The sequence below is a fragment of the Massilimicrobiota sp. An80 genome, from assembly GCF_002159255.1.
GTDB classification, from domain to species: Bacteria; Bacillota_I; Bacilli_A; order Erysipelotrichales; family Coprobacillaceae; genus Allocoprobacillus; species Allocoprobacillus merdigallinarum.
Window position 1 is genome coordinate 103,376 of the sequence record NZ_NFHI01000001.1, and the last position, 12,603, is coordinate 115,978.

The window sequence follows — 12,603 nt, forward strand, 5'->3', positions numbered from 1 at the left end:
TTATGGAAAGACAGATAGCATTAGAAATATTATTAAAATTTAAACAAGATAAAAGTTATTTAAATCTAACTATTAATGCCTATTTTAATCGTTATGATTTAACACGACAACAAAAAGATTTTATTACAAGAGTTGTTTATGGAACAGTTCAAAATATGTTGTTATTGGAATATATATTAAAGCCACATCTTCATATGCGTGTTAAAATATATGAAAAGATGCTTTTACTGATGAGTCTTTATCAGCATGAAATGATGGATTCTATTCCAGATTATGCTATTATTAATGAAGCTGTAGAATTAGCCAAAAAGAAAAAAGGAATGAAAACTGCACGTTTTATCCATGCTATTTTACAAAAGACTTTTCAATCATCTTATCAGTTGGATGATTTGCCACCATTAGAAAGAATATCCATTGAAACAAGTCATCCATTATGGCTGGTAAAAATGTTTGATAAACAATATGGCTATGAAGAAACAAAATGTATTTGTCATGCTTTTTTAGAAGTGCCTCATCATTGTGCGAGAGTGAATACATTGCTTACTTCAAAAGAGGCTTTGTTGAAAGATTCAAAGTGGCAAGAAGCAAAACTGTCACCTGATGGTCTTTATTATTCAGGACATCATATTGCTTCTGATGAAGCTTTCATAAAGGGGTATGTGACAATCCAGGATGAATCTAGTCAACTTGTAGCCAGGTTATTGAATCCTCAAGCAAGTGATTATGTTTTAGATATGTGTTGTGCACCTGGCAGCAAGACAACGCATTTAGCGATGCTTATGAATAATCAGGGATCAATTGAAGCTTATGATTTATATGCGCATAAAATAGATTTGGTTCAACAGCAAATACAACGCCTTAAAGTTAAAAATGTGCATACACATGTAGGTGACTCTACTTTGCTTAAAGATGTGTATCCAGCTGAGTCTTTTGATAAAATTCTATGTGATGCACCGTGTAGTGGATTGGGAGTTCTTGCCAGAAAACCTGAAATTAAGTATCATGAGAGTTCGGCAATGGATGAAATGATAGCTATACAAGAAAAATTATTAGAAAATGCATATTTTTTATTGAAAAAAGGTGGTAATATTGTATATAGTACATGTACACTCAATAAAAAAGAAAATGAAAAACAAATAGAAAAATTCATGACAAAGTATCCTGATATGAAGAAAAGAAAAGAATTAACAATTTTACCATATCAGTATCATAGTGATGGTTTTTATATGTGTCTATTAGAAAAGGAATGAAAATATGAAATCAATTTATGATTATACACAAGAACAGATGATTGAAGAATTTAAAGAACTTGGAGAAAAGAAATTTAGAGCAACACAAGTCTTTGAGTGGCTATATCGTCAAAATGTACAATCGTTTGAACAGATGAATAACTTATCATTAGATTTAAGAGAAAAATTATCTCAAATCTATCAGATTGGACCAATGAAAATTGAAACAAAACAGGTTTCTCAAGATGGAACAATTAAATATCTTCTGCAACTGGAAGATGGAGGTTTTATTGAAACGGTATTAATGGTTCATGATTATGGAAGAAGTTTATGTGTCACAAGTCAGTTGGGATGCAATATGGGATGCCGTTTTTGTGCTAGTGGTCTATTAAAAAAACAAAGAAACCTGACTGCTGGAGAAATGGTCAATCAAGTACTGACAGTTATGCAAGATACACAGGAAAGAATCAGTCATGTCGTTGTCATGGGAACGGGAGAACCTTTTGATAACTATGATGCTGTCATGGATTTTGTTCGTATTATTAATCATCCTAAAGGTTTGGCTATTGGTGCTAGACATATCACAATTTCTACTTGTGGTTTATGTCATCAGATTGAACGTTATGCCAGTGAAGGAATTCAAACCAATTTAGCTATTTCTTTACATGCACCAAATAATGAAATTAGGGATCAATTAATGCCCATCAATAAGCGTTATCCAATGGAACAGTTACGACAATCTATTGAAAATTATATTCAACAGACGAATCGTCGTGTGACTTTTGAATATATTCTTTTAAAGGGAGTTAATGATGAATTAAAACATGCCAGACAGTTAGCTCATTACATCAGAGGGCTTAATGCCTATGTCAATTTAATTCCTTATAATGCTGTTGATGAACATGGATATCAACAGTCAGATAAAGGAACTGTTGAGGCATTTAAAAGTGAGTTATTGCGTCTAAAAATGAATGTAACTTTACGTAAAGAACATGGACGTGATATAGATGGGGCATGTGGGCAACTGCGTGCCATGAAGGTAGGTGAACAACATGCAAGTCATCATGAAAAGTGATATTGGACGCATGAGAAAAGTGAATCAGGATTATGTCCGTTGCTATCAAAAAAGTGATCATGAATGTTTGGTTGTTTTATGTGATGGAATGGGTGGACATAACGCAGGTGAAATTGCTTCACAAATGGCTTGCGATGATATTATTGAAAATTATCAGCAACAAGAGTCTTTAACTGATACAAGTCAAATTCATGATTGGATTTTATCAGCTATTCAACATGCTCATATGATTGTTGAATCAAAAAGCCATGAATCTCAAGAATTTGAAGGTATGGGAACAACAATAGTTCTTGTTTTATGTATTCATGACAATATTTATATTTCACATGTTGGTGATTCGAGAGTTTATTGGGTTACTGATGAATTTATTCAATTAACAAGAGATGATACTTTGGTGAATGTTCTTGTTGATTCGGGGACAATTTCACAAGCTGAAGCAAGATTTCATCCTCAAAAGAATATCTTATTACAGGCTGTAGGAGTCAGTGATTCATTGAATCCTTCTTTTCTTGAAAAACAAATCAATGATGGATTTTTATTGGTCTGTTCAGATGGGTTATATAATTCACTGAGTGATGAACAGATGATGAATATTTTGCATGCTCAGGAAGATATTGAAACGAGGGCTAGTCAGTTGATGGATGCTGCCAATACATATGGTGGGCAAGACAATATCAGTTTTGCACTTATTTTGACAAAAGGAGTTGTTAATTTATGAGTTCAATCAATAAAACGATTGCTGGACGTTATCAATTGAAAAGATTAATTGGACAAGGTGGAATGGCTGATGTTTATGAGGCTGAAGATTTAATTTTAAAAAGAACAGTGGCTGTTAAAATTATGCGTTCATCATTAACTGGGGATCCGGTTTATGTGACACGTTTTCATCGTGAAGCCAGTGCAGCTGCGGCTTTGTCACATAAAAATATTGTTGAAATTTATGATGTTGGTGATGAAAAAGATGACTATTATATTGTCATGGAATATGTACCAGGTCAAACTTTAAAAGAATTGATTCATAAACGTGGTGCTTTACATTATGTAGAAGCTGTTGATGTTATGAAGCAGGTTGTTAGTGCTACTGCTAAAGCACATTCTATTGGTATTATACATCGTGATTTAAAACCTCAAAATATTATGGTTACTGATAGTGGGGTTGTCAAAATTGGTGATTTTGGAATTGCATCTATTCAATCATTATCACAGGTGACACAAACAGATACAATTATGGGTTCTTTACATTATTTGGCACCTGAAATTGCCCGTGGAGAGAAAGCAACTGCACAAAGTGATATTTATGCTTTAGGAATTGTCTTTTATGAGTTGCTTCGCGGTGAAGTTCCATTTAATGGGGAATCTCCAGTTAATATTGCTTTAAAACATATGCGTGATGAAATCCCTTCTGTTTGTGCTTTTAATCCATCTATCCCTCAATCGGTTGAAAATATTATTATTAAGGCAACTGCTAAAAATATCAAAGATCGTTATGCAAGTGCTTCTGAAATGTTGGAAGATTTGAATCATTGTTTGGAAGCAGCCCATATCAATGATGAAAAAATAACATTTGATTATGAGGAAGATGATGAATTAGCAACAATTGTTGCTGAAGATAAAGACTTTTTTACACAGTCGCAGACACATTTACCAATTGAAGAAGAAACAGAAGAAGAAACAAAACGTTCACATAAAAAGATGCTGATGATTATTGGTGGTAGTGTTGTCGCAGCATTAGCAATTTTAATTGCAGTCTATTTTCTGCTTTTACGACCTTCACAATCATTTGAAATGCCTGATGTAGTGAATTTGACAGAAGCTGAAGCTATCACTTTGTTAGAAGATAGAGGCTTGCAAGTTAAAGGTCATGTCACTTATGAATTGAGTGATGATGTTGAAGAAGGAAAAGTGGTTGAAAGTGATCCTCTTGCAAAAGCAAATGTTAAAAAAGGTGATGAGGTTCATTTGGTTGTTTCTTCTGGACAATATATCGTCATTGAAGATTATGTCGGTAAAGATTATGATACTATTGCAGATCAACTTGAGGAATTAGGCTTTAAAGTCAATAAAGAAGATAGAATTGATGAAGCTTCAAAAGGAACTATTTTAGAACAATCTTTGGATGCAGGAGAGAAAATTGATCCAAATAGTGACAATAAAACAATAACATTGACAGTTTCACAAGGATACAGTGCTGAAGTTCCAAATGTTTATGGTCAAGATATTCAAAAAGCTAAAAGCATTTTGACAGAAGCAGGATTTACTGTAGAGCTAAGTGTATTAGAACCACCAACATCAGTCGAAGAGATTAAAACTATGAAAATCAATGTTGTAGAAGAACAGTCACTTGCTGCTTTTACAACAGTTTATAAAAAAGGTGAAAAAATTGTTTTGTATTATTATGATAAAAAACCAGAAATTCCTGAAACTCCTGCAGAAAACGAAAATAATAATACAACGACACCAAGTACTGACACTCCGTCTTCTTCACAAGTAACAGGAACAAATCAGATAACAGGACAACAATGAGGTAGAGAAAAGCAATGCAAAAAGGACAAATTATTAAAGCTTTGGCAGGATTCTATTATGTTAAGTCACAGGGACAAGTTTATCAATGTCGTGCCCGTGGGAAATTTAGAAAAGATTCTTTAAAACCATTGGTTGGAGATTATTGTGAATTCTCTATTGAAAATCAAAATGAAGGATATATTTTATCCCTGTTACCAAGAAAGAACAGTCTTATTCGACCTCCAATCTGTAACGTTGATCAGGCTTTACTTGTTTTTTCTGCTAAAGAACCAGATATGAATTTATTACTGTTAGATCGTTTTTTGATTTTAATTGAACATCTTCAGATTCAACCGATTATTTGTATATCAAAAATGGATCTTGTGGATTCAAGTTTGATATATCATCAAATGAAACCTTATGAAGATGCAGGATATCAGGTTCTATATGTGAGTTCTAAACAAGAACAGGGGATAGAGGCTGTTAAGAATATTTTTAAAGATAAAGTAACAGTTGTTACTGGACAAAGTGGTGTTGGAAAATCAAGCTTATTAAATGCTTTGGATATTCATTTGCAGATTGATACAAATGAAATTTCAAAAGCTTTAGGACGTGGAAAACATACAACCAGACATGTTGAACTTATTGAGATGTATGGTGGTTATGTTGCAGATACACCAGGTTTTTCATCGTTGGAATTAAATATTGAACCAGTGGATCTGGCTATAAGTTATCATGACTTTCATGAATTATCTAAACAATGCAAGTTTAGAGGATGTTTACATGAAAGTGAACCACATTGTGCAGTGAAAAATGCTGTTGAACAAGGGGAAATATCATCTCAAAGATATGAACATTATTTAATGTTTTTAAAAGAAAGCAAACTATTGAAGGAGAAAAAATATGGTTAAAGTTGCACCGTCAGTTTTATCAGCTAATTTTGCTGAGCTCAAGAAAGATTTGGATTCTATTCGTGAATGTGGGGCAGACTGGATTCATTATGATGTAATGGATGGACATTTTGTTCCTAATATTTCATTTGGTTATAGTATTTTAAATGATATTGCAAAAGTGAGTGACTTATATCTTGATGTTCATTTAATGATTGAAAAACCAATGCAATATGTAGATGCATTTATAAAATCACATGCTTCATTAATAACAGCGCATATTGAGGCTTTTCATCACGAACAGGAAGTGAAAACATTTATACAGTATGTTCATGATCAAGGCGTACATGTAGGACTAAGTGTAAAGCCAAACACACCTATTTCATCAATTCAACAATATTTAGATGATCTTGATTTAGTATTAGTTATGAGTGTTGAACCTGGATTTGGCGGACAAACGTTTCAAGAGCAGGCGCTTTCTAAGATACAGGAACTTTGTCAGTTAAAACAGAATCGTCATTATTTGATTGAAGTGGATGGTGGCATTAATGCTACGACAGGTCAATTATGTCGAGAAGCAGGTGTGGATGTGCTGGTTGCTGGAAGTTATGTTTTTAATGCTGAAAATAGAAAGGAAGCTATTGATTCCTTAAAATGAAAATAGGCATTTATAGTGGAATCAATGTTGGATCTGTGAAAGATTCAACAATTGAATATATTGGTGTCGATCAGGGTGTTTATCATTTATACCAGCAGGGAATTACACCTGTGATAGCTATTGGAGATATGGATTCTATTGAAAATGAGCAGATTCTTCAAGATATCAATATTCAGCGTTATTCGAGTATTAAAGATGACACTGATACAGCATTGGCAATACAATATGCTATTCAAAAGGGTTATGGTGCCATTGATTTATATGGTGTGACACATCGCCGTATTGATCATTTTATGGCAGTACTATGTTTGTTAGAAAAATATCAGGATATCTCTATCACGATCTATGATGAATGGAACAAGATATTTGTTTTAAAACCAGGTCAACATTATCTTGCTAAAGATCAATATCATTATTTTTCTATATTTGCTTTTGATGAGAGCGTCGTGACATTAAAAGATTGTCATTATCCATTGGATCATTACATCTTAAAAAGAAATGATCCTCTGTGTGTATCCAATCAAATGAATGAAGAATATGCGATTGTGGAAAATTCACGACCTGTACTCTGTATTCAATCAATATCATAATGGAAAAGAGGAATAAGAATGTATCAGATAGTTTCAGATGGTTCATGTGATTTAGATCAGTCATTGATTAATCAGTTTCATATTCATGTTGTTCCATTTTATATAACAACTGATAATGAACACTATCAAAAAGAAAAAGAAGATTTAGAAGTGCATGAATTTTATCAATTTATGGTTGATCATAAAGATGTTTTTCCTAAAACTTCTATGCCTTCTATTGAAGATTATATAAAAACTTTTACACCTATCCTGGAAAATCAGGAAGATATTATATGTATATGTATTACGACTAAATTTTCTGGTTCCTATAACAGTGCCATGAATGCGAAAATGATGTTAGAGGAAAAATATCCTGAACGTCAAATTAAGATTATTGATGCTACTGTGAATACTGTTTTACAAGGTTTACTGGTTATTGAGGCTGCCCAAATGAAAGAAGCTGGCTATCAATATGACGAAGTGATTCAAAAAATTGAAAATATCAAATCGTCAGGACGTATTTTCTTTACAGTTGGAAATTTTGAATATCTCATTCATGGTGGACGAATTGGTAAAGTTGCTGGAGTTGCAGCGAAAACATTAGGAATTAGACCTTTAATTGTACTTCATGATGGTGAAATATTTGCAATGGGTGTTACACGCGGACGTGAAAAATCTAAAAAGAAAGTTCTTGACCATACTGTAAAATATTTTAAAGATAACCAGCTTTCACCAAATGATTATCGTTTTTGTGTTGGGTATGGCTATGATCAACAAGAAGGAGAAAAGTTTAAAGAAAGCTTGCAAGAGGTGATGTTACAAGCTTATCCAGACTTCCATGAACCTATTTTAATTCAACAAATTGGCGCTACAATTGGTGTGCATACGGGACCATATCCAATTGGTGTGGGTATTTTAAAAAAATATGATCTTTAGGAGAAATCCTAAAGATTTTTTGTTATTAAAAATACCACGTGTTATATGCGTGGTAAAAGAATTAAGCTTAGAGCGTTGAAAGTAAAAAGCCTCCAATGATACAATGAATTTAGCCTGGCAGCTAAGAAACAAAAGAATCAAAGGAGGTTAGTCTATGAAAGACATAAATAGTTTATCACATACATCATATAGATGCAAATATCATATAGTTATCGTACCAAAATATAGAAGGCTCATCATATATAATAAATTAAGAAGAGATATCATAGAGATATTGATACTGTTGATTAACAGATTCAAGGATGTAGAACTTATAGAGGGGCAAGCATGTCCTGACCATATACATATGTTGCTTGAAATTCCACCAAAATATTCTATATCGGAATTTATGGGACAGTTGAAGTCAAAGTCTACACTGATGATATTTGATTTGAATAAGTCAGGTTATTCATTATAAAAACAGTATTTGAATTTTAATAAACATTTTAGCACTTCGGGGTTGACAGTGCTAAAAAACATGGTATACTATAATTAGCACTTGGATATAATGAGTGCTAAAGGAGTGATGAAGATGAATATAGAAAAATGGACAACAGCTATGCAGGAAGCTATGCAAAAAGCCATGCAACAGACTTTAGGAATGTCTTGTCAGGTTGTTGATGTTGAAGATTTTTTATTAGCATTATTGGAAGATACAAGTGGTATTTTATATCGTGTGCTATCAAAAGCAAATGTCAATATTCAACAGTTAGAAACATTTTTAAGAAATAAACAACAACAAAAACCAAGAGTCAATGGTGTTGATGAAAGTCAATTAAGAATATCATATGATTTGAATCAATTGTTAATAAAGGCTCAAAAAGTGATGAGTGATTATAAAGATGAATATACAAGTGTTGAACATTTGATTATGGCAATGTTTGAAGTGCAATCAACATTTATTCAAGATTTGATTCGACAATATCATTTAAATAAAAAAGAATTAGAAAAGATTATTCAGGAAATGCGAGGTGGAAATATGGTTAATAATCCACAACCAGAAAATCAATATGAAGTTTTAACAAAATATGGTAGAGATCTTATTCAAGATGTTAAGGATGGAAAATTAGATCCTGTTATTGGTCGTGATGAAGAAATTAGACGTGTTATTCAAATCTTATCACGTAAAACAAAAAATAATCCTATTTTGATAGGTGAACCAGGTGTTGGAAAGACTGCTATTGTTGAAGGATTGGCATGGCGTATTTTTAAAAATGACGTGCCTGTCAGCTTACAAAATAAGACTCTTTATGAACTTGATTTAGGAGCTTTGGTAGCAGGTGCTAAATATCGTGGTGAATTTGAAGAAAGATTAAAAGCTGTATTAAATGAAATTAAAAAATCTGAAGGAAATATCATTTTATTCATTGATGAGATTCATCAGCTTGTTGGAGCTGGAAAAACAGATGGTGCTATGGATGCAGCTAACTTATTAAAACCAATGTTAGCACGTGGTGAACTTCACTGTATTGGAGCAACAACGCTAGATGAGTATCGTATGTACATTGAAAAAGATGCTGCTTTAGAAAGACGTTTCCAAAAAGTTCAAGTTGATGAACCAGATAGTGACGATACAATTGCAATTTTACGTGGTTTAAAAGATAGCTTTGAATCTCATCATGGTGTTCAGATTACAGATAGTGCCATTGTGGCAGCTGTGAATATGAGTGAACGTTATATTACTGATCGTTTCTTGCCAGATAAGGCTATTGATTTGATTGATGAAGCATGTGCATCTGTACGTATGGAAATTGATTCTTTACCAGAAGAATTAGATGTTATCACAAGAGAAAAGAATCGTTTGGAAATGGAACGTATTTCTATTGAAAAAGAAGATAAAAATGCAGATAATGAAAAACGTCTAGATGAAATTAAAAGTCGTATTGCTTCATTAGATGAACAAGTAACAGGTTTAACAGATAAATGGAAAGAAGAAAAGAAAGCTTTAGATCATATTAAAGAATTAAAAGATCAAAAAGTGAGATATGAAGCCCTTAAAGATAAATATGAAACTGAAGGTAATTTAGAAGAAGCTTCAAAAATCAAGTATGAAACATTACCTCGTATTAATAAAGAAATTGCTGATTATCAATCACAAGAGTCTGATGATGCTTTATTACAGGAAAAAGTAACAGTTGATACAGTCAGTGAAGTTATTGCTAGATGGACAGGTATTCCTATTCATAAATTGATGGAATCTGAAAGAGAAAAATTATTACATCTTGATGATATTTTAAGAAAAAGAGTTATTGGACAGGATGAAGCGATTGAAAAAATCTGTGATGCTATTTTAAGATCACGTGCTGGAATCAATGATGAAAACCGTCCAATTGGTTCATTTATGTTCCTTGGGCCAACTGGAGTAGGAAAAACAGAAGTTGCAAAGAGTTTAGCAGAACAATTATTCGATAGTGAAAAGAATATTGTCCGTATTGACATGAGTGAATATATGGAAAAATTCAGTGTTTCTCGTTTGTTAGGAGCTCCTCCAGGTTATGTTGGATATGAAGAAGGTGGCCAATTAACGGAAGCTGTTAGACGTGCGCCTTATAGCATTGTTTTATTGGATGAAATTGAAAAAGCCCATCCTGAAGTCTTTAATGTTTTGCTTCAAGTCTTAGATGATGGTCGTATTACTGATTCTAAAGGCAATGTTGTTAGCTTCAAAAATACAATCATTATTATGACATCTAATATTGGCTCACAATATTTATTACAAGGTAATAATGAAGAAACAAGACATGAAGTTGAAATGGAATTAAAAGCTCATTTTAAACCAGAATTCTTGAATCGTATTGATGAAATTGTCATGTTCAATTCATTAGATAATCAAGTTGTTTATAAGATTATTGATAAATTTATTGCTCAGCTTTCTAAACGTCTAGAACAACAAAATATATCAGTTCAAGTGAGTGACGGGGCTAAAGAAGAAATTGCAAGAGAAGGTTTTGATCCTACTTTTGGAGCGAGACCACTTAAACGTTTCATTCAGGGACATATTGAAACTTTAGTTGCCAAAGAAATGATTAAAGGTTCTATTCAAAAAGATGATAACATTACGATTGATTATCAAAATCAACAATTTATGATTAGAAAGTCATAAGAGTGAGAAGGTTAGTAGAGGATTGACTTTACTAATCTTTTTTTCTTTTTATATTCAACAAAATGTGATAGAATAGCCAAAGGAGGAAGTTATGCAAAGATATTTTATAGATGCTCAAAATATAGAGGGATCATTCATACATATTGACCCTTATAATCATAAACATATGCAACGTGTCATGCGATATCATCAAGGTGATCAAGTGATTTGTATTTTACCAGATCATCATGTTTATATATATGAAATTATAGATATTGAAAAAGGAATACTTCAACAAAAAGAAGAGCTCATAGAAAATAATGAACTGGATGTTGAAGTGACTTTAATCTATGGCTTACCTAAAAATGATAAATTTGAATGGGTTCTTCAAAAGGCTACGGAATTAGGTGTTCATAGAATTGTTCCTTTTCTATCACAAAGAAGTATTATTAAAACGGATGAAAAATCTTTTGAAAAGAAAAGAGAACGTTATACTCGTATTTTAAAAGAGGCAAGTGAACAATCTTGTCGTCAGACAATACCTGAGTTGACTTCACTTATAAAAATATCACAGTTAGAGAAATATTTAGGCGATGTCAATTTAGTTGCCTATGAAGAAGAAAGCAGAAATGGTGAAAAATCACTTTTAGCAAAAACGCTTCAAAAAGATTATCACACTATAACAATTATTGTAGGACCTGAAGGTGGTTTTGATGAAAGTGAAATTCAAAAGATGAAAGAGCTTGGTGTTCAGGCCTGCTCGTTAGGAAAAAGAATTTTACGTAGCGAAACAGCCCCGTTATATATGTTAAGTGTTATTGGATTTAGTAGGGAGTTGATGTCATCATGGGATTTATAGAAAGTTTAAATAAAATAGGGGTGGAAATTCCTCTTGCTAAAACACAATTATATCAAGAAATAGAAAGTCATCGTTCTTTTTTTGAAAAGATGGGCTTATCTTCAAAGATCAAGACTGATTTTGATTTGTTTTCATATGAAATTATATATCGAGGTTTATTAACGCAAAATCAGATTGAAAATATTTATGAGGGATTTTTAAATCAACATTATGATTTATTGGATTATTTAAATTATGATGAAAAACAAAAGATGTTTAATAATGATATTGCTGGAGTTTTAGAAACGGCTCCTCATTTCCAGGATTTACAGAGTCAAGTCATGATTTATATTCCTTATTTAGAACCATTTGTCAATCAGCGTTATACTCATGATTATCAAATGTTGCTATTAAAACAACATCGTGAATATATACAAAATTTTAAAGTGAATCTTCATACACCAATTGATATGTATGGTTATTCTATCTTTCGTACAGGTTTTTCTTCTTTAGAGAATGTATATGAAGATCAAAGACATATTTGCTTTTATTTTGATCCGCTTAAAACCATTTATATCTTTAAAAAAGATAATCATGAATTTTTGAATAAAGTTATCATTCAAGACGATAAAGCTCAATGTGAAGTTCGTATTGAAGATATTCAAAAGATTGCATATGATATTGAAAATTATTTGTATCTGGATTGTTTAGAAACATTGAAAGATTTGGAATATATTTCTTTAAAGAATTATAAAAAAATTATAAAAAAATATAAATAGAAAGGA

The 12,603-nt window shown here is 32.1% G+C and carries 11 protein-coding genes and 1 pseudogene; all 12 read left to right on the forward strand.

What is annotated here, in order from left to right; genetic code table 11:
* Positions 1–2 precede the first annotated feature (2 nt).
* The 12 genes and pseudogenes from rsmB to B5G32_RS00610 all read left to right on the forward strand — a co-directional run bounded on the left by rsmB (position 3) and on the right by B5G32_RS00610 (position 12,597).
* The gene (rsmB, locus tag B5G32_RS00555) at positions 3–1,250 is read left to right on the forward strand and encodes a 16S rRNA (cytosine(967)-C(5))-methyltransferase RsmB (RefSeq protein ID WP_087935483.1); all 1,248 of its coding nucleotides are present in this window, start codon (positions 3–5) and stop codon (positions 1,248–1,250) included.
* 4 nt (positions 1,251–1,254) lie between these two features.
* On the forward strand, positions 1,255–2,304 hold the full coding sequence (rlmN, locus tag B5G32_RS00560) for a dual-specificity RNA methyltransferase RlmN (protein ID WP_087304146.1): 1,050 nt from the start codon (positions 1,255–1,257) through the stop codon (positions 2,302–2,304).
* Entirely contained in the window at positions 2,282–3,022 is a 741-nt protein-coding gene (locus B5G32_RS00565; protein ID WP_087245208.1) for a Stp1/IreP family PP2C-type Ser/Thr phosphatase, read from the forward strand. The genes rlmN and B5G32_RS00565 overlap by 23 nt, the downstream gene beginning before the upstream one ends.
* Positions 3,019–4,827: a Stk1 family PASTA domain-containing Ser/Thr kinase gene (gene pknB, locus B5G32_RS00570; protein WP_087935484.1), complete on the forward strand. Its 1,809-nt coding sequence runs from the start codon at positions 3,019–3,021 to the stop codon at positions 4,825–4,827. Before B5G32_RS00565 ends, pknB begins: the two co-directional genes overlap by 4 nt.
* A gap of 14 nt (positions 4,828–4,841) precedes the next feature.
* Positions 4,842–5,717 carry a ribosome small subunit-dependent GTPase A gene (gene rsgA / locus B5G32_RS00575; protein WP_087935485.1) on the forward strand — a complete coding sequence of 292 codons (876 nt, stop codon included), beginning with the start codon at positions 4,842–4,844 and terminating at the stop codon, positions 5,715–5,717.
* Positions 5,710–6,354 (forward strand): ribulose-phosphate 3-epimerase, encoded by a 645-nt coding sequence (gene rpe, locus B5G32_RS00580; RefSeq protein ID WP_087245214.1) that lies wholly within the window; start codon positions 5,710–5,712, stop codon positions 6,352–6,354. Before rsgA ends, rpe begins: the two co-directional genes overlap by 8 nt.
* Entirely contained in the window at positions 6,351–6,944 is a 594-nt protein-coding gene (locus B5G32_RS00585; protein WP_087935486.1) for a thiamine diphosphokinase, read from the forward strand. Before rpe ends, B5G32_RS00585 begins: the two co-directional genes overlap by 4 nt.
* Positions 6,945–6,962: 18 nt before the next feature.
* The gene (locus B5G32_RS00590) at positions 6,963–7,859 is read left to right on the forward strand and encodes a DegV family protein (protein WP_087935487.1); all 897 of its coding nucleotides are present in this window, start codon (positions 6,963–6,965) and stop codon (positions 7,857–7,859) included.
* Positions 7,860–8,013: 154 nt separating this feature from the next.
* Positions 8,014–8,289: pseudogene (tnpA, locus tag B5G32_RS00595) on the forward strand (IS200/IS605 family transposase); the annotation flags it as partial.
* 141 nt (positions 8,290–8,430) lie between these two features.
* On the forward strand, positions 8,431–11,001 hold the full coding sequence (locus B5G32_RS00600; protein ID WP_087935488.1) for an ATP-dependent Clp protease ATP-binding subunit: 2,571 nt from the start codon (positions 8,431–8,433) through the stop codon (positions 10,999–11,001).
* Positions 11,002–11,092: 91 nt separating this feature from the next.
* Entirely contained in the window at positions 11,093–11,839 is a 747-nt protein-coding gene (locus B5G32_RS00605) for an RsmE family RNA methyltransferase (RefSeq protein WP_087245920.1), read from the forward strand.
* Positions 11,827–12,597, forward strand: coding sequence for a hypothetical protein (locus B5G32_RS00610; protein WP_087245922.1), 771 nt, complete (start codon positions 11,827–11,829; stop codon positions 12,595–12,597). The genes B5G32_RS00605 and B5G32_RS00610 overlap by 13 nt, the downstream gene beginning before the upstream one ends.
* Positions 12,598–12,603: the final 6 nt, after the last annotated feature.

What these genes read in the sequence shown, in the direction of transcription:
- B5G32_RS00600 (WP_087935488.1), top strand. Translation starts at nt 8,431, where the DNA reads ATGAATATAGAAAAATGGACAACAGCTATGCAGGAAGCTATGCAAAAA.
- rsmB (WP_087935483.1), top strand. Translation starts at nt 3, where the DNA reads ATGGAAAGACAGATAGCATTAGAAATATTATTAAAATTTAAACAAGAT.
- B5G32_RS00590 (WP_087935487.1), top strand. Translation starts at nt 6,963, where the DNA reads ATGTATCAGATAGTTTCAGATGGTTCATGTGATTTAGATCAGTCATTG.
- pknB (WP_087935484.1), top strand. Translation starts at nt 3,019, where the DNA reads ATGAGTTCAATCAATAAAACGATTGCTGGACGTTATCAATTGAAAAGA.
- B5G32_RS00610 (WP_087245922.1), top strand. Translation starts at nt 11,827, where the DNA reads ATGGGATTTATAGAAAGTTTAAATAAAATAGGGGTGGAAATTCCTCTT.
- rsgA (WP_087935485.1), top strand. Translation starts at nt 4,842, where the DNA reads ATGCAAAAAGGACAAATTATTAAAGCTTTGGCAGGATTCTATTATGTT.
- B5G32_RS00565 (WP_087245208.1), top strand. Translation starts at nt 2,282, where the DNA reads ATGCAAGTCATCATGAAAAGTGATATTGGACGCATGAGAAAAGTGAAT.
- rpe (WP_087245214.1), top strand. Translation starts at nt 5,710, where the DNA reads ATGGTTAAAGTTGCACCGTCAGTTTTATCAGCTAATTTTGCTGAGCTC.
- B5G32_RS00585 (WP_087935486.1), top strand. Translation starts at nt 6,351, where the DNA reads ATGAAAATAGGCATTTATAGTGGAATCAATGTTGGATCTGTGAAAGAT.
- B5G32_RS00605 (WP_087245920.1), top strand. Translation starts at nt 11,093, where the DNA reads ATGCAAAGATATTTTATAGATGCTCAAAATATAGAGGGATCATTCATA.
- rlmN (WP_087304146.1), top strand. Translation starts at nt 1,255, where the DNA reads ATGAAATCAATTTATGATTATACACAAGAACAGATGATTGAAGAATTT.